This window comes from Streptomyces sp. ISL-94 (assembly GCF_018614075.1).
Taxonomy (GTDB): Bacteria; Actinomycetota; Actinomycetes; order Streptomycetales; family Streptomycetaceae; genus Streptomyces.
On sequence record NZ_JAGGOZ010000009.1, the window covers coordinates 37,683 to 55,367 of the forward strand.

Sequence of the window (17,685 nt, forward strand, 5' to 3'; positions counted from 1 at the left end):
CGCCGCGCTCAGCGGTCGAAGAGGGCCAGCACGTTGGCGACGGGCCGCTCGGTGACCTTCTCCCCTTCCACCTCGCGGGGGCTGTTGCGCAGTTCCCCGCGCACGACCATGGTCGTCGAGCCGCCGCCGTCGAGCCCGATGGCGTCCCTGGCTCCGAGCGACGCCAGCAGCTTCGCGGTCTGGCTGAGCGTGGCACCGGCGTCCACCCCGGGCGCCCTGCCGTCGACGGTCACCACGAGCAGCGTGCCGTCCGCGGTGACGCCCGCGGCCGTACGGGGTGCCTTCTTGGTCGACGAGGCCGCGTCGCCCAAGGCGGGGGCACCGGCCCGCAGCAGCCGGTAGCGGCCGCCGATGGCGGTGTCCACTGCGCCGAAGACGGGCGTTCCCGCGGTGTCGTTGAGCACGGTCGAGAGGACGACGTCGCTGCCGGGTTCGACGTGCGAGCGCAGCCATGCGGTGCTCGTTCCGATCGCGTAGAGCGTGCTGCCGTTCTGGGGTACGGCGCCTCCGGCCGGCTTGCGCACGCTCATCACCCGTCCGTCGGCGTCGAGCAGGGCCTCCATGCTGCCGGGCGGACCGGGCGGGGTGCGCTCCCCCCAGTCGCCGGTGAAGGCCACCAGCTCGCCGGAGTCCGTGCACAGGCCGCCGTAGGGTTCCTCCATCGGCACCTCGGTGACGTCGACGCGGTCGCCGCCGACTCCGCCGCAGCCGAGGATGCGGCCGGGGACCCGGTTGATGCCGTCCACTTCCTCGCGCGCGCCGTCCTGCGCGAGCACCTCGCCGCGGGTGGCAACCTCCTGGATGCGGGCGTCGAGCCGGTCCCCGACGTAGCCGAGCAGCAGCGCCGGGCGGCCGTTGGTCGCCTCGCTGAGCACCCGGCCGCCCTCGGCGTACAGGCCGAGCGGGTCGCCGTCGTAGCCGCCGTAGTTCTTGCCGCCGCTGATGTCGAAGTACGAGGCGTTCACCGCGGCCAGCGCCCCGGCCGTGCCGGCCATGGCGCGGACCGTCTCGGCGCGCGCGAGGGAGCTGCCGTGCGCTCCCGCCACGCGGACCTGCGCGTCCGGGTGGATCGTGAGGATCCGGACGTGGGAGGGCTGCTTGCCGTCGAGCTTGCGGACCGTCTCCCGGTAGGTGACCCCCGCGGGCAGCGGGATCTCCTGGACCGGGGTGCGGGAGGGCGCCCCGTCGTCGGGCACCGCGGACGGTCCCGAGCATCCGGTGAGGGCGAGGGCGAGGGCCAGCGCGGCGGCGGCCCAGCGGGCGCGGTCAGCCGTGGTGGACACTGAGCGCCCCCGGTGAAAGGCCCAGGTCGCCGATGCGGATGATCACGTGGGAGGCGGTGGCATGCCCGTCCTGGTCCTCGTACGTGCAGGTGAAGCGGTCGTAGCCGTGGAACGAGGCCGGCGCCTGGTAGGTGACGGTGCCGTCGGGGGCGCAGCCGACCATGCCGTACCGGGCAGGCGAGACCGCGCTCAGCCGCAGGCCGTCGGCCGTGGCGCCGGGCAGCGTCGCCTGGCCGCCGGGGTTCAGGAACAGCGTCCGGCCGGGGATCACGCGGCGGCGCACGTGGAAGCCCTGGTCCTCGATCCCCGCGGAGGCGACGAGCTTGTCGCCCTGTGCGGGCATGACGCCGACGACGACGCGCGGCAGGACGACCGTTCCGTCCACGGCGTCCTGCCCGACCTCGACCAGGCAGGTGGCCGTGACCGCCTCGGTGCCGGACGCGAAGGCCGCGTACCGCCCGTTGGGCAATTGACGCATGCCCTGGAGTTCCGTGAGGGTGACCGCGTCGCTCAGGTCCCCGTCCAGGATGTAGCCGTACGTCCGGTAGGCACCGCCGCTCGGGGTGATGGTCAGGGCGAGCCGGAACGTCTGGCCGGGGACGAGCGGGCGTGCCGGATCGACGGTGGACGCGAGGTCGAGCACGCCTCCGTACGGGCCGTCCGCGACCCAGGCGCGGACCAGGGGGAACCACGCGGTCATTTCATGCCTCCCGCGACACGTTCCTTGGTGAGCTGCTCGAAGACGGCGTCGTCGAGGAAGGGGATGACCCGGTCGGCATCGATGACGGCTTCGAGGTTGCGGAACCAGTCGGTGGGCAGAAGGCCCTGCGCGCGCAGCTCACCCGCAACGAAACGGGCGCATTCGGCGGCTCCGTGGGCACGCAGGTGGGTGTTGTCGGCTATGCCCTCGGGGTAGTTGGGGTGCTCCCCGGGTTCGAGGTGCAGGAACAGGTCCCGGGTGCCGTCGGGGCCGAGCCGGCGCCACCAGCCGACGCTCCACTCGTTCAGGTCGATGAGGGGCACGGCCAGCCGCTGCGCCTCCTCGCGCATCGCGGCGGGGTACAGCCTGAGCGGGCGGCGCAGGTTGCCGAACCGGTCGTAGACCCGCCGTTCGTGCGGGGTGACGAGGACCGGGTGGGCGCCGCGGTCGCGGGCCTCGGTGACGTACCTGCGCAGCACGGACTGGTACTCGCCGAAGGGAGCGGCGTACAGGCCATCCACGGGCCTCATGTCGTTGATGCCGAAGCAGACCACCAGCAGGTCGCCCGGGGTGAGGTGGTCGAGGATCCACGACAGGCGGCCGCGTTCCATGAAGCTCTTGCTGCTCGCGCCGGCGCGCGCGCAGTTGATCACGTCCGCTCCCTGGATGAACAGGGGCATGGCCTGACCCCAGCCGATCATGGGAGCCATGCTGCGCGGGCGGTCGCAGACGCTGGATCCGCCCGCGAGGAAAACTGCCGTCATCTTGCGACCTTCATGTCTCTCTCAGAACTCCCCGAACCCGTGTGCTCCGAGGTGCAGCAGCGCCCGCTGGTCGCCCACGACGTTCGCGTCCATCGTGTCGATGACGTCGTACGCGCGCTCGCAGTTGGAGGTGTCGCGCAGGACGAAGAAGTCCTCGGCGCGCTGCCGGTAGTGCGGTTCCACCTGGAAATTCCGCTCGATGGTCGCGATGATCTCGTGGACGGCGTGGTCGACCGTGCGGCAGGCGGGACCGAAACCGTCCCTCGCCAGGTCGAAGTAGCCGCGCTTGTAGTGCTTGCTGTAGAAGGACTCGTCGTCGAAGTTCGTGTAGACGATGGGCTTGCCCATGTACGCCACGTCGAAGAACACCGACGAGTAGTCGGTGACCAGCATCGAGCACTCGCGCATCGCGAGCTGGACGTCCCGGCCCGTCGTCGACACGGTGATCGACGGGTGGTCGATCTTGAAGTGGCCGAGGTAGGGCCGGATCTCGTAGTGCGGCATGAACTCCAGCTCGACCCCGTAGTACTGGAGCGCGCTCAGCAGCCGCTCGTTGCGCAGCAGGGCCGAGAAGAACCGGTAGTACTCGGAGGCCGCGAACGGGATCTCGGGCTTGGCCGCCTTGTTGTACGAGGGGGCCACGATGTCGCGGCGCCAGGTCGGCATGACCAGGACGCGGCGCAGGCCCGGCACCGGCTCCAGAGCGTCGAAGCGGGGCAGGCCGGTCGCCGCGACGCGGTCGTAGCCGTAGCCGCAGTGCTCGGCGTAGTACGACCGCTCGCTGCGCCCCGTGGTCAGCACCATGTCGACGTTGGTGGCCTGGCCGTGGATCGAGGCCACGACGTCGTTGTAGACGACGCCGTGCTGGAGGAACACGCGCTTGTAGCGCAGCAGGTCGCCGTAGCCGCGCAGGAAGGCGCGCTTGTGCAGGCCCGGGAAGCCGAGGTAGGCCTCCAGGTCGTAGGCGTTGATCAGCCGCTCCGCGTGCAGCAGGTAGGCGCGGTGCTTCCAGGACAGCCGGTCGATGACCTGTCCGTACGGCGCGACCTTCTCGAAGTCCGGTGAGTCCCCGTTGATGGAGTAGTAGACCTTGCACTTCGGCCGGTTCTGCCGGATCCACTTGAACAGGTGGTAGCTGTTGTCCTGCGCGGTGTCCTCGCGCTCACCGATGATCCAGATGCCCCGGCCGTGCAGGTAGGGGTAGGTGCACCAGTACATGAGACGGGTGCGCCAGCCCGGGCGGCCGGGCAGCGAATTGCGCAGTTCCCAGCGGAAGCGGCGCAGCGTGTCCTTGCGCCGCGCCCAAAACCCGCGCACCCAGCGGACGGCCACCTGCTCGTCGTCGATGGACAGCACGAAGCGCTGCCCGCCCGCGGTGTGCACGCCCTTGAACCGGTGCAGCATCTGCCGGGCCGCGATCCGGATGTCGTGGTGGCGGTCCTCGTCGATGACCCGGATCGTGAGGGTCAGGTCGGCGTTGCGCAGTGAGTCGAGCGCGCCCGGCCTGGCGGTGGCCCGCCAGCCGGAGAGCCAGTCCTGGTTCTTGCGGGTGCGCCAGCGGTCACGGCGGTAGACCTGCTCCACCGGGAGGGCCACCTCCCGCCGCCCGTTGGAGAGGACCAGCTGGATCCTGTTGGTGAAGGCCGTGCTGATGTCGGTCCCGGACAGGACGAGGAGTCCTTCGAAGCGGATCTCGTCGTCCTGCCACTCGAAGGTCTCCAGGACGGCGCTGGCCCGCGGCACGCGCAGCAGCGTGGTACGGACCGGGTCGCCGGCGAGGCGCCGGTAGATGCCCTCGTCGTCGAGGAAGAGGGTGGGCAGGTAGTCGGGCGTCCGCAGCGGGTCGGCGAACAGGTCGAGGTTGCCGGTGACGATCGCGTGGTGCTGGACCCTGGCGAGCGGCTGTACGGCGTACTGGAGGATGAGGTCGTCGGGTATCCGCGAGTACACCGAGGTGAGCGGGGGCAGGGCCGCGGCGAGCTCCGGCCTGCTCATGATGCGGTGCATGTTGCGCACATAGGGCTGAAGGGTGCGGACGATGAAGCGCTGGGCCAGACGGACCACGCGGTCCGGGGCCCCCTCCACCGACGCGAGGACGTAGGCGGCCAGCCGGATCCGGTCCGTCGTCTTGACCGGGTCGTTCCACGGGCGGTCGAAGAGCGAGTTCTGCTGGCGTTCCTCGCGCGCGTAGAAGCGGGCTCCGGGCGCGACGGCCACGGCGCGCGAGTAGAGCAGCGCGGGCACGGTGAAGTAGTCGTCCTCGGGGCCCGGGCCCTTACCGCAGTGGAAGCCGTGCTCGCGGACGTGCGAGGTCTTGAACAGCTTCGCGCCGAGCGAGGTGGAGAAGACGAGATAGGGGGCGTCGGCGAGCCTGCGCACCTTGGCGGCGGATTCGAAGTACCGCTGCCAGGGCTCGTCCTCGCTGCGCGGGGGGCCGGGGAAGTTGTCGGTCTCGCCGACGACGACGTCGGCTCCCCTCACCCGGCGGGCGGCGGCGAGCAGCCGGCCTAGGGCGTCCTCGCCGAGGATGTCCCGCGCCCGCGCGAGCATCACGTAGGGCGCCACGACGTACTGGAGGCCGTTGTCGCAGGCGGCGCGCAGCCCGAGGGGGGGCTGGTGGACGACGACCGCATTCGGATAGTAGGAGGTGAACGCGGCCAGCTGCCGCGCGGTGCTGTCGCTCGACCCGTCGTCGACGAACACCACCTGGGTGCGGGGGAAAGCCCGCTGGGCGACGAGCGAGGAGAGGAACTCCCGCAGGTGGTACTCGTCGTTGTGGCAGTGGACCACGACCGCGGCGGCGTACTGCTCCGCCGCCGCCGGAAAGTCGGGCGGCGGGGCGTCCTTCCACCACAGCCAGGGCGTGCCCCGGTCGGAGTCCTTGACCTGGCGTTCCTCGGTCTCCGGGCGGATGCCGAGATTGCCGCTGACGGTCTCGTAGACCTCCAGGACCCCGGTTTCGCACGTGTACCGCAGGGCGCTGACGTCGATGCCGCTGATGTTGAGGGCGGTGGAGGCGCGTTCGCCGCCGTGGCGGAGCTGGACGAAGAAGTTCCAGTGGCCCGCGCGGTCGGCCTTGCCCAGCGTGGAGGTGAGGTCGACGGTGGTGTGGTAGCGGATCCAGTCTCCGTCGACCTCCACGCCGGAGACCGGGAAGCGGTGGTCGGTCTTGGTGCTGCGGCGGCGCAGCACCGCGACGAGTTCGACCTTGTCGCCGGGGCCGACCCGGCCGAACTGGTTGCGTATCGCACCCTGGATGTGCAGTTCGCCGTCGACGGTCTCGATCGCCGACGCCTGGTTGTACAGGCGGGCGTCGGCCAGCTTCTGGCCCGTCAGCTCGAGTTCGGTGACGTCGAGGAACCGCTCGGCCTCGGGGTGGCCGAGCAGCGAGGCGGACCAGAACACCCGGCCGTCGCGCTCGACGATGTCGGAGCTGATGACGCTGCGGCGCCGCATGTAGTCGGAGGCCGAGACGGCGATGTCGACCCGGCCGTGCATCAGGCCGAAGGCCCGCACCCGCTCCATGGGTCCGCACAGCTCGTACGTGGTGGGTTCCAGGGTGCGCAGGTACGGGGCCACCGCCGCGAGGAAGCCGGTGTGGTAGGCGCGGTCGCCGGTGCGGAGCTCGGGGGTGTAGAGCCGCAGGTCGTGCGAGAGGAACTTGGCGGCCTTGCGGGCCAGCAGGTCCGGGCGGCCGACGCTGTGCAGGAACTGGTCGGTGTACTGGTGCACCAGGATGCGGTCGCGGATGCTGCGCAGCTCGCCCCGGCGGTTGGTGATCGACGGCTGGTCGGAGTCCCGCTCCCACATCCACCGGTAGACGGGGCTCGCGACGATGGTGAGGGAGCGCGCGTGGAAGTTCGCGACGGTGGAGAAGTACGTGTCCTCGAAGAAGACGCCCTCGGGAAAGCGGATGCCGAAGCTGTCGAGGTAGTCGCGGCGGTACAGCTTGCCGGCGGCGATCGGGTCCTCGAAGAGCTCCGGCATGGCGCCCAGGCCCGCCACCGTCTGGTCGGCGGGGTACAGCTGCGGCTGCCATACGGTGATCTCGTCGGTGGCGATGTTGATGCGCACGACACGGCCGGCGGTGACCTCGGAGCCCGTGGTGAGGGCGGAGGAGAGCAGCGTCTCGACGGCCTTGAGCGGCAGCTCGTCGTCCGCGTCGAGGAACATCACGAACTGGCCGGAGGCGGCTTCGATGCCGTTGTTGCGGGGTGCGCCGCAGCCGCCGCTGTTGTGCGGCCGCTCGATGATGCGGACCCGGCCGTCCTGGCCGGCGAACTGACGGGCGACCCCGAGGGTGCCGTCGGTGGAGCAGTCGTCGACGACGAGCACCTCGACGCCGCGGTGCGTCTGGGCCAGGGCCGACTGGAGCGCCCGGGCGAGCGTGGCGCTCGCGTTGAAGGCCGGGATGACGATGGTGACGCGGTACTGCGATATGTCGACCGGGAAACTCATCTGGGGTGGCGCTCCGGTTCGGCGTAGCCCGGTCGCGGCGATGCCTGGGACGGGATCTTGGACAACTGCATGGTGTCGGTCACGCTGCCCGTGTACTCGTCCGGGTAGGGGGACGGGTACGGCTGGAAGCCCGGGTCCTCGTAGGCCTCGGGGGCGGGGAACATCTGGGCGGCCTGCATCAGGCGCGCGTCGTCGTCCTCGCTGCGGCGGCGGTGGCGCCCCGCGTGCAGGTGCGGGGCGATGGAGCCGGCGCGCGACGGGGTGTTGCCCGGGTCGAGGCGCTCCATCGTGCGCGTGAAGTCGCGGGTGGAGAGCCAGAACTTGAACATGATGACGAGCTCGAAGGCGCCCATCAGCACGGCCGACACGGCCGTGGTCCACAGCACGTGGCCGATGACCGGGCCGACGATGAAGATGAACATCTGGAACTCGATGCCGCTGATGAGGTGCGGCCGGATACGGCTCTGCACCAGGGCGTGGCGGACCCGTGCGTACCAGGGGAAGCGCTCGCGGAACTGCTGGTGCAGGTCGATGACCTCGGCCTGGTCGACCTCGGCCTTCTCGCGCTTGAGGGCGTCGGCCTCGCCCAGGGGGTTCTCGCGCAGCAGGTCCTCGATGAAGACGACCTTCCGCTCCTCCTCCGCGAGCCCCTGCTCCGCCTGCCGGGCGAGGGTGACCGCCTCGATCTTGTTCCGCATGGACATGCGCATCTTGTAGATCTGGAGGGCGTCGACGTAGCGGAGCATGTCGAGGAAGATCACGGCGAGGGCCGCGAGGAGGTAGACCTCCTCGTCGTGGAGCAGGAACTGCCCGCCCATCAGGGCCAGCGCGCAGAAGAGCACGCGGATGCGGTCGAAGACGTAGTCGAGCCAGCCGCCGAAGATGGTGCCGTTGCCCTTGAGGCGGGCGAGCTTGCCGTCGATGCAGTCGAGGATGAAGCTGACGTGGTAAAGGCCCGCGCCGATGCACAGGGACGCCCAGTCACCCTGCAGGAAGAAGTAGGCCGAGCCGAGGCCGACGTAGAGCGCGGCCCATGTCACGCGGTTGGGCGTCACGAAGTTCCACCGGGCGAACAGACAGACGAGGCGGGTCGCTATCGGGTCGACCAGAAGGACCGTCCACCAGGCGTCCCTTTTTTTGCAGGTCAGCTTCTGGACGGCCTTCAGTGACAGCTTGGACATAACCCCTCAGTCGTCAATGGCGCGAACCTGGCCTCCAGCGGCGCCAACGCTCGAACCACGAGCACGGGCGACAGCGAGAGCCGCCACCGTGACGCCGAACGTTCACCTATGTTTTAGGTAAAGGGCGCTGAGCGACCATAACAAGACACGTATGACACCAGCCAGGGCGCAGGATGACAACTCCGGTCATCCCGTACCGTGCGATCCGCCACAATGCCCTTCAGTGGACGTCCCACTGTGTGAACTCCAGGCCAGAGGATCCCAGTTGTTGGCGGGCAACGCGCAGTCTTCCGTCCATCCCGACTGTGGCGATCACCACACGGCCCCGGCTGTCGAACGCGGCCGCGGGGGGAACCACCGAGGGCTCCCCGGACTCCGACCACCACACACCCGTGTCCGGCCGCCCGTCCGGGTGCGCGCCGATGGCCGTCACTCTCCCGGCGCCGCCGCGCACGAGCACCGTGCAGCCCCACCCCTGGATGTCGGCGCCCGCCACCCCTGCGACCGGACCGACCCCGTCCGGCCCGCCGAGGCCGATCGGCGCCTGCGCACCCGGCCACCAGGCACAGACCTCGTTGCTGCCCGCGTAGCGGAAGCGCACCAGGCCGGCCTCGGGGGCCGCGGACAGGCTCCCGGGGTACGGGCTCACGGGGATGCGGCGGTTCTCCGTCCACCCCGACGCCTCGTCCCGCCGGTACCAGTGCACCGCGGCCCGGGCGTCGCGCGCCCTCGCCACCATGTGCACCCCGCCGTCGGCGGCCGGGAAGGCCGCCACTTCATCGGCCGTCCGCATTCCGCGCAGCGTCTCCCAGCCGGCCAGGCTCCCCTTGGGCGACTGCCGCCGCACACTGACGCTGTGCCCGAAATTGCGGACGAACAGGTGCAGAACGCCGGCGGCGTCGAAGGTGGCTGCCGGAAATCCGACTTCGCGCGCTTTCTGCCAGCTCGCGGCGTTGGGATTGCCGATCGAGATCCAGGGTCCGACCGGGCGGCCCGTCTGGTACTGGGTGGCGCAGACCACCTCGACGGCGACGCCGCCCTCCCTGCGCGTGGTCCGGCTCAGACCGATCAGGTGCGCGTAGCCCTCGGGCCCCCGCAGCACGGTCAGCCCGGGCATCAGCTCCGGGCCTTCGAGCAGCTCGGGTCCCCGCCAGCCGTCGGCCTCGGTGGGTCCCTCGGTCCAGCGGACGACGCCGGCGGCCGTGGGCAGGTAGGCGGACAGCCGGCCGTCCTTGCCGGTGATCAGCCACCGGGTGGGCAGCGGGTACCGCGTGCACGCCTCGGCGGGCAGTTCGGCGTCCGCGCCGGCCCTGCGGCAGTCGACGAAGACCGGCGTACCGGCCTCCAGCTGGTAGCGGCGGGCGGCCCTGAGCGCGCTGCGGGCCACCTGGCCGCGCGCGGCCGGCTCGTTGACGATCGGGAGCTTGCGTTCGCGGTCGATGTCGTCGTGCACGGGGTCCGGATCGAGGGTCCGCACGCGCAGCGGCCCGATCTCGTGGAGGGCGTCGAGGATCTGGCCGGTGAGGCTGCCCGCCTCGGCGTCGAGGAAGAACGGTTCTCCGGGGAAGCTGCACCCGCGTCGCTTCGCCTGGGTGACGGCCGCTTCCATCGCGCGGTACTCGGCGTCGCCGCCGCCGTCGAGGCAGATGACCTCGATCACGGAGCCGGCCGGTTCGGAGTGGAGGAGGGGAACGGCATCGGCGGGGCCGGCCACGACGATCGCCACGGGGGCCGTCCGGGTCGCCTGCGGGCCGGCGCCCGGCAGCGGTTCACGGGACGTCTCACCGCGTCGCGCACGGCGTCTGGTTGCTCGGGCCATGGCTTCCTCTCCTCCTCCCTGGCGCTTCGCGGACTCCGGGATTTCCGCTTCACGACCGACCAGGAGGACGATAAGCGCTCTCCCATTCGACTCGGAAATCTGCTTATAGTGCAGCGGCATCCGGACGGCCGCACCCACTGACGTCCGCCCCAGGGCCCCCCGAGGATTCGAGCAGTATGACCCAAGACACCGCCGCACGCAGTCGCCGCCGGACCGGAGGCCGCGGGGCACGCCCGCGCAAGCGGCGCGTTCTGAGGATCGTCCTCCTCGTGGTCGCCGTGCTGATCCTCGGCACCGCGGGCGCCGGCTGGTGGGCGTACAGCCACCTGAACGGGAACATCGACAGCGTCGACCTGGACAAGGCGATCGGCGACAACCGCCCGCCGAAGGTCGTCGCCGGAGCGCAGAACGTCCTCGTACTCGGCTCCGACTCCCGTGCGGGAGCCAACGGCGACCTCGACCACGGCGATGTCAGCGGAGCCCGCTCGGACACCGCGATGCTGGTGCACATACCCGAGGGCCGGGCCAAGGCGACCGCGGTGAGCATCCCCCGCGACACCCTGATCACCCGGCCCGAGTGCAAGGGCGACAACGGCAAGACCGTCGCGTCCGCGAAGCGGGTCATGTTCAACTCCGTCTACTCGCTCGGCGGTCCGGCCTGCGTGGTCAAGACCGTGGAGTCGATGTCGGGCATCCGCGTGGACCACTTCGTCGAGGTGGACTTCGCCGGGTTCAAGGGACTGGTGGACGCGCTCGGCGGGGTCACCGTCACCCTGGACAAGCCGATGAGCGGCGCGAAGGGCGGCCTGAAGCTGGACGCGGGCGAGCACCGGCTGAACGGCACGGACTCGCTGAAGTTCGTACGGACCCGCTACGGCTACGGCGACGGCAGCGACCTCGGGCGCATCGGGCTCCAGCAGCAGTTCATGATGGCGATGCTGTCCGAGATCAAGAAGCAGGACGCCCTCGGCAACCCGGCGCGGCTCTACAAGCTCGCGGACGCCGGCACCAAGTCGCTCACCACCGACTCCGACCTCGCCTCGCTCACCGCGCTGTCCGACTTCGCGCAGAGCATGAAGGGCGTGGACCCGGACACCATGGAGACGGTCATGCTGCCGGTCGCCTACGACAAGGTCGACCCCAACCGCGTGATCGTGGCCGAGCCGCAGGCGACCCAGCTGTGGGAAGCCCTCCGCAACGACCAGAAGATCCCGGCCGCTGCCAAGGACTCCCCCGCCAAGGGCTGAGCCCCTGCTGGAACTTCGGTCTAGAACTTCGCGTCGCGGCCCCGCCGGCCGAGCCGGCTGTGGCTGCGTCCGTACAGGAAGTACACGAAGAGGCCGATCACCATCCAGATCCCGAAGCGCAGCCAGGTCTCGGCCGGCAGGTTCAGCATCAGCCAGACCGAGGTGGCGATCGACAGGATCGGGACCAGCGGCACCCACGGGGTCCGGAACGACCGGTGCAGGTCGGGTCGGCTGCGGCGCAGGATGATCACGCCGAGCGCCACGACCACGAACGCGAACAGCGTGCCGATGTTCACCAGGGTCGCGAGCTCGTTGATGCTGGTGAACCCGGCGACGATCGCGATGACGACGCCGAGCAGGATCGTCGGCCGGTACGGGGTGCGGAACTTCGGGTGGGTCCGCGAGAAGAAGCGCGGCAGCAGGCCGTCGCGGCTCATCGCGAAGAACACGCGGGTCTGGCCCAGCAGCAGGATCATGCACACCGTGGTGAGGCCCACGGCGGCGCCGAAGCTGATGATGCCGCCGTACACGGGATGTCCGGCGGACTTGAAGGCGTCGGCCAGCGGGGCGCTCACCGACAGCTGGCTGTAGTGCTGCATGCCGGTGACCACGAGCGAGACCGCCACGTAGAGCACGGTGCAGATCAGCAGCGAGCCGATGATGCCGCGCGGCATGTCCTTCTGGGGCAGCTTGGTCTCCTCGGCCGCCGTGGCCACGACGTCGAAGCCGATGAAGGCGAAGAAGACGACGGACGCGGCGGTGAAGATGCCCATGACGCCGAAGTTCGTGGGCTCGTAGCCGAAGATCAGCTGCACCAGTGGCGCGTCGAGGCCCGAACCGCCCTCCTGCGTCACCGCCTTGGGGATGAACGGCTTGTAGTTGCTGCCCTTGATGAAGAAGAGGCCGGCGATGATCACGATGAGCACCACCGTGACCTTGATCGCGACGACGATGGCGGTGATCCGCGCGGACAGCTTCACGCCGACCACCAGGATCGCGGTCAGCACCAGGACGAGCACGAAGGCCAGCAGGTCGAAGGCGCCGCCCGGCACGTCGGGCCCCTGGAGGGACGCGGGCAGCTGGATGCCCGCGTTGTCCATGAGGGAGCGGACGTACCCGGACCAGCCGACGGCGACCACCGCGGTGCCCAGGGCGAATTCCAGGACCAGGTCCCAGCCGATGATCCAGGCCGGCAGCTCGCCGATCGAGGCGTAGGAGAAGGTGTAGGCCGAACCGGCGACCGGGACGGTCGAGGCGAACTCGGCGTAGCAGAGCGCGGCGAGGGCACACACGACACCGGCGGCCACGAAGGCCAGCGCGGTGGCGGGGCCCGCGGTTTCCTTGGCCACCTTGCCGGTGAGGACGAAAATGCCGGTACCGATGATCACGCCGACGCCGAAGACGGTCAGGTCCCAGGCGGAGAGCGACTTGCGGAGCTGGTGTTCCGGCTCCTCGGTGTCCCGGATGGACTGTTCGACCGACTTGGTGCGGAAGGGACTGTTCAGATCCGTACTCACCAACGCACCTCCGAACACGGCGACGCACGAGAAAGGGCCGGGAGGCCCACCCTCCTCAGGGTGATCTCCCGGCCCGTGACGTGCAACCGCGCGGCGGCCCAGTGGCCCCGTACCCGTCCTAGTCCCGGACTTCGCAGGTCACCCGATCGTGAAGATCAACCGGTCGCGATCGGTCGCCATCGGATAGTTGACGCCGTGCGGTCTGTCACGGCTGGGCCAACGCGGCCGAGATCGGCCAACGATCTTGAGTTGAGGCGTTCCTAACGGGTGACCTGCGAAGTACGGGCCTAGTCGAGGGTGGCGGCCGCCTCGCTGTCGTAGCGCCCGTCCAGCTTGGCCACCAGGCCGGTGACCTGCCGGGCGATGTCCGGGGCGGTCAGGCCGATCTCGGCCATGACCTCCTTGCGGGTGGCGTGGTCGAGGAAGCGCTGCGGAATGCCGAAGTCGCGCAGCGGCACGTCCACGCCCGCGTCGCGCAGCGCCTGCGCGACGGCCGAGCCCACACCGCCGGCGCGGCTGTTGTCCTCGACGGTGACGACGACCCGGTGCCGGTCCGCGAGCGGGGCCAGCGCCTCGTCCACCGGCTTGACCCATCGGGGGTCGACGACGGTCGTGGAGATGCCCTGCTTGTCGAGCAGGTCGGCGATCTCCAGGCACATCGGGGCGAGTGCGCCGACCGAGACGAGCAGTACGTCCGTGGAGGCACCTCCCAGGCCCGAAGGGCCGAGGGGGAGGGTGACTTCGGGGGCCGGGGTGCGCAGCACGTCCATGCCGCCGATCCGGCCGACGGCCGGGACGGCCGGGCCGACGACGCCCTTGGAGAAGCGCACCACGGTCGGCGCGTCCTTGACGAGGACGGCCTCGTTCAGCTGCGCGCGCAGCTGCTCGGCGTCGCGCGGGGCGGCGAGGCGCAGGCCCGGGACGACCTGGAGGATGGACATGTCCCACATGCCGTTGTGGGAGGCGCCGTCGGTGCCGGTGACACCGGCCCGGTCCAGGACGAAGGTGACTCCGCACTTGTGCAGGGCGACGTCCATCAGGACCTGGTCGAAGGCGCGGTTGAGGAAGGTGGCGTACACCGCGAAGACCGGGTGGGCGCCGCCGGTCGCCAGGCCCGCCGCCGAAGTGGCGCCGTGCTGCTCGGCGATGCCCACGTCGAAGATGCGGTCGGGATAGGCGTCCGCGAACTTCTTCAGGCCGACCGGCTGGAGCATGGCCGCGGTGATCGCGACGATGTCCTTGCGCTCCCTGCCCAGCTTGACCATCTCGTCGGCGAAGACGGAGGTCCAGCTGGCGGCGTCGGTGGAGACCGGCAGGCCGGTGTCCGGGTGGATGACGCCGACCGCGTGGAAGCGGTCGGCCTCGTCCTGGACGGCCGGCTCGTAGCCCCGGCCCTTTTGGGTGAGGCAGTGCACGATGACCGGGCCGCTGAAGCGCTTGGCGCGCTGGAGCGCCGACTCCAGGGCCTCGATGTCGTGGCCGTCGATGGGGCCGATGTACTTCAGGCCCAGGTCCTCGAACATGCCCTGCGGCGCGATGAAGTCCTTGAGGCCCTTCTTGGCCCCGTGCAGGGTCTCGTAGAGCGGCTTCCCGACGACCGGGGTGCGCTCCAGAAGGTCCTTGCCGCGGGCCAGGAAGCGCTCGTAGCCGTCCGTGGTGCGCAGGGTGGCCAGGTGGTTGGCGAGGCCGCCGATGGTGGGACCGTAGGAGCGCTCGTTGTCGTTGACGACGATGACCAGGGGGCGGTCCTTGGCGGCGGCGATGTTGTTCAGCGCCTCCCAGGCCATGCCGCCGGTCAGCGCGCCGTCGCCGATGACGGCGGCGACGTGGTGGTCCTCGCGGCCGAGCACCTCGTTGGCCTTGGCGATGCCGTCGGCCCAGCCGAGCACGGTGGAGGCGTGCGAGTTCTCGATCACGTCGTGGTCGGACTCGGCGCGCGAGGGGTAGCCGGACAGGCCGCCCTTGGAGCGCAGGTTGCCGAAGTCCTGGCGGCCCGTGAGCAGCTTGTGGACGTAGGCCTGGTGGCCGGTGTCGAAGAGGACCTTGTCCTTGGGCGAGTCGAAGACCCGGTGCAGGGCGATCGTCAGCTCGACCACACCGAGGTTGGGGCCGAGGTGCCCGCCGGTCTTGGAGACGGCGTCGACGAGGAACGACCTGATCTCCGCGGCGAGCTGGTTGAGCTCCTCCTGGCTGAGCCGGTCCAGATCGCGCGGTCCCTTGATGCGGGTCAGCAGCACCCGTGCCTCCTTGCAGTTGCTGGCTGGTCTGTCGAGTCTAATGTTCCGCTCGCGGGACCGGTCATCCGGCTGCCCGGGTGAGCCACACCTTTGTCATACATGTACGCACCATTGCGCGATCACACATCACATAAGGGCGCAAACCCGCACAGCCGTGCGCACACATGTACGCACGGATGCCCGGCGCCACACGGAGTGGCACCGGGCACTGTGACCTGTCTTACCGCCGGAAGCGCCTCCGGACGCGCGTCAGGCGCGTCCGGCCGTCTTCTGGGTCTTGCGCGTGATCGAGTCGATCACCACGGTGGCCAGCAGCACGGCTCCCGTGATCATGTACTGGATCGGCGTCGCGATTCCCTCCAGGGCCAGACCGTACTGGATCGAGGTGATGACCATGACGCCGAGGAGGGCGTTCCAGGTCCGGCCCCGGCCGCCGAAGAGGCTGGTGCCGCCGATGACGGCCGCCGCGATGACGTTCATCAGCAGGTCGCCGGCGCCGGCGCTCTGGTTGGCCGCCGCGATCTTGGAGGCCCAGAAGAGCCCGCCGATGGCGGCGAAGGTGCCGGCGATCGCGAAGACCGTGATCCGGACCCGGTTGACGTTGATGCCGGCGCGGCGGGAGGCCTCGACGCTGCCGCCGAGCGCGAAGACCTGGCGGCCGAAGGAGGTGCGGCGCAGGACGAAGTCCGTGCCGACCAGGGCCAGCAGGAAGAGCACCACCGCGAGCGGCAGGCCCTTGTACTGGTTGAACACGATCGCGGGACCGAAGGTGAACAAGGCGAGCAGGCCGGTGCGCAGCAGGATCTCGGCGAGCGGCCGGGAGGGGACCCCGGCGGCCTCGCGGCGGCGCGCGTCGAAGAAGGTGGCGAGGAAGTACCCGGCCACCGCGACGGCGGCCAGCCCGTAGCCGACGGCCACGTCCGAGAAGAAGTACGTGGTCAGCTTGCCGACCACACCCTCGGAGTCGAGGTTGACCGTGCCGTTGCTGCCCAGGATCTGCAGCATCGCGCCGGACCAGAACAGCAGGCCCGACAGGGTGACGGCGAAGGCGGGGGCGCCGATCCGGGCGAAGAAGAAGCCGTGGATGGAGCCGATCAGGGCGCCGCCGACGACGGCGGCGAGGATCGCGAGCCATTCGTTCACGCCGTGGGTCACGGCGAGGACGGCGACGATCGCACCCGAGACGCCGCTGACGGAGCCGACCGAGAGGTCGATCTCGCCCAGCAGCAGCACGAAGATGATGCCGACGGCCATCATGCCGGTGGCGGTCATCGTGATCGCGATGTTGCTGAGGTTCTCCGGGGAGAGGAAGTTCGCGTTCAGGCCCTGGAAGATGCTCCAGATGATGACCAGGCCGATGACGACCGGGATGGAGCCCAGGTCGCCCGCCTTCATCCGGCGCCCGAACTCGCTCAGGTATCCGGCGAGGCCCTCCTCGCGTACGAGCAGGCGGGGGTCCACGGCCGGGATGGCGTCGTGCGCGGCGGCCGGGTTGACGACCTTGGTGTGCGCTTCCTCCGGCGTGTGCAGCGGGTCGGCGGCTTGGTTCTCGGTGCTCACTTGCGAGCCTCCCCGGTGCGGGCCGCCCGGCGGGTCACGGCGTTGTCCGTGGCTCCCGTGATGGCGGAGATGATCTCTTCCTGCGAGGTGTCGGCGACGTTGAAGACACCGTTGTTGCGGCCCAGCCGCAGAACCGCCACCTTGTCGGCGACGGCCTTCACATCGGCCATGTTGTGGCTGATGAGGATGACGGCGTGGCCGCGCTCGCGCAGCCGCTCCACCAGGTCGAGGACCTGCGCGGTCTGCTCGACGCCGAGGGCCGCGGTGGGCTCGTCGAGGATGACGAGCTGGGGCTCGCCCAGCATGGAGCGGGCGATCGCCACGGTCTGGCGCTGGCCGCCGGAGAGCGAGGCGATGGGGATCCGGACGCTGGGTATCCGGATGGACAGCGTGGTCAGGAGCTCGCGGGCGCGGCGCTCCATCTCCACCTCGTCCAGGACGCCGCGGCGCTTGAGCTCGCGGCCGAGGAAGAGGTTGCCGACGACGTCGATGTTGTCGCACAGCGCCAGGTCCTGGTAGACCGTCGCGATGCCCAGGTTCTGGGCGTCATGGGGCTTTCCGATGGAGACCGGACGGCCCTCCCACTCGATGACGCCGTCATCGATGGGGTGCACGCCGGCGATCGTCTTGACCAGCGTGGACTTGCCGGCGCCGTTGTCGCCCACGAGGGCGACCACCTCACCGGAGTGGATCTCGAGTTCTACGTCGGTCAGGGCCTGAACGGCGCCGAACCGCTTCGAGACCCCTCGCAACGCCAGCACGGGCGCAGCGGACACATGAACCATCTCCTTCGCCGCCTGACCGGCGGGGATGTCGTGCAAAAGAGCAGGAGCGGGGCGAATGGGGGAAACGTTTCTGCCCGGCGCCCCGCGGATGGCGGGGAAAGAGGGGGCGGGGCGCCGGACAGGCACGGGGGCCG

The 17,685-nt window shown here is 70.1% G+C and carries 11 protein-coding genes; 1 reads left to right on the forward strand and 10 read right to left on the reverse strand.

The window, feature by feature from the left end:
* Nucleotides 1-8: 8 nt before the first annotated feature.
* The 6 genes from J7E94_RS35575 to J7E94_RS02775 form a co-directional block, all read right to left on the reverse strand.
* Complete coding sequence (locus tag J7E94_RS35575; protein ID WP_215011985.1) at nt 9-1,283, reverse strand: phosphodiester glycosidase family protein; 1,275 nt, start codon at nt 1,281-1,283, stop codon at nt 9-11.
* Nucleotides 1,267-1,983: an Ig-like domain-containing protein gene (locus tag J7E94_RS02755; protein ID WP_215011986.1), complete on the reverse strand. Its 717-nt coding sequence runs from the start codon at nt 1,981-1,983 to the stop codon at nt 1,267-1,269. Before J7E94_RS02755 ends, J7E94_RS35575 begins: the two co-directional genes overlap by 17 nt.
* Nucleotides 1,980-2,747: a rhamnogalacturonan acetylesterase gene (locus J7E94_RS02760; protein WP_215011987.1), complete on the reverse strand. Its 768-nt coding sequence runs from the start codon at nt 2,745-2,747 to the stop codon at nt 1,980-1,982. The genes J7E94_RS02755 and J7E94_RS02760 overlap by 4 nt, the downstream gene beginning before the upstream one ends.
* Before the next feature lie 21 nt (nt 2,748-2,768).
* On the reverse strand, nt 2,769-7,205 hold the full coding sequence (locus tag J7E94_RS02765) for a glycosyltransferase (protein ID WP_215011988.1): 4,437 nt from the start codon (nt 7,203-7,205) through the stop codon (nt 2,769-2,771).
* Nucleotides 7,202-8,386, reverse strand: a complete 1,185-nt coding sequence (locus J7E94_RS02770) for a CDP-alcohol phosphatidyltransferase family protein (RefSeq protein ID WP_215011989.1) — start codon at nt 8,384-8,386, stop codon at nt 7,202-7,204. The genes J7E94_RS02765 and J7E94_RS02770 overlap by 4 nt, the downstream gene beginning before the upstream one ends.
* A gap of 220 nt (nt 8,387-8,606) precedes the next feature.
* Nucleotides 8,607-10,205, reverse strand: a complete 1,599-nt coding sequence (locus J7E94_RS02775; protein WP_215011990.1) for a hypothetical protein — start codon at nt 10,203-10,205, stop codon at nt 8,607-8,609.
* Nucleotides 10,206-10,381: 176 nt separating this feature from the next.
* Between J7E94_RS02775 and J7E94_RS02780 the strand changes: the two genes are divergently transcribed.
* Nucleotides 10,382-11,452, forward strand: a complete 1,071-nt coding sequence (locus J7E94_RS02780) for an LCP family protein (RefSeq protein ID WP_215011991.1) — start codon at nt 10,382-10,384, stop codon at nt 11,450-11,452.
* A gap of 20 nt (nt 11,453-11,472) precedes the next feature.
* Here the strand turns inward: J7E94_RS02780 and J7E94_RS02785 are convergent, their stop codons facing one another.
* The 4 genes from J7E94_RS02785 to J7E94_RS02800 all read right to left on the reverse strand — a co-directional run bounded on the left by J7E94_RS02785 (nt 11,473) and on the right by J7E94_RS02800 (nt 17,551).
* Nucleotides 11,473-12,969: an amino acid permease gene (locus tag J7E94_RS02785; RefSeq protein WP_308344441.1), complete on the reverse strand. Its 1,497-nt coding sequence runs from the start codon at nt 12,967-12,969 to the stop codon at nt 11,473-11,475.
* 287 nt (nt 12,970-13,256) lie between these two features.
* Nucleotides 13,257-15,206, reverse strand: a complete 1,950-nt coding sequence (gene dxs / locus J7E94_RS02790; RefSeq protein ID WP_215011995.1) for a 1-deoxy-D-xylulose-5-phosphate synthase — start codon at nt 15,204-15,206, stop codon at nt 13,257-13,259.
* Nucleotides 15,207-15,455: 249 nt separating this feature from the next.
* Nucleotides 15,456-16,736 (reverse strand): sugar ABC transporter permease, encoded by a 1,281-nt coding sequence (locus tag J7E94_RS02795; protein WP_215012040.1) that lies wholly within the window; start codon nt 16,734-16,736, stop codon nt 15,456-15,458.
* A gap of 26 nt (nt 16,737-16,762) precedes the next feature.
* Entirely contained in the window at nt 16,763-17,551 is a 789-nt protein-coding gene (locus J7E94_RS02800; RefSeq protein ID WP_215011998.1) for an ATP-binding cassette domain-containing protein, read from the reverse strand.
* Nucleotides 17,552-17,685: the final 134 nt, after the last annotated feature.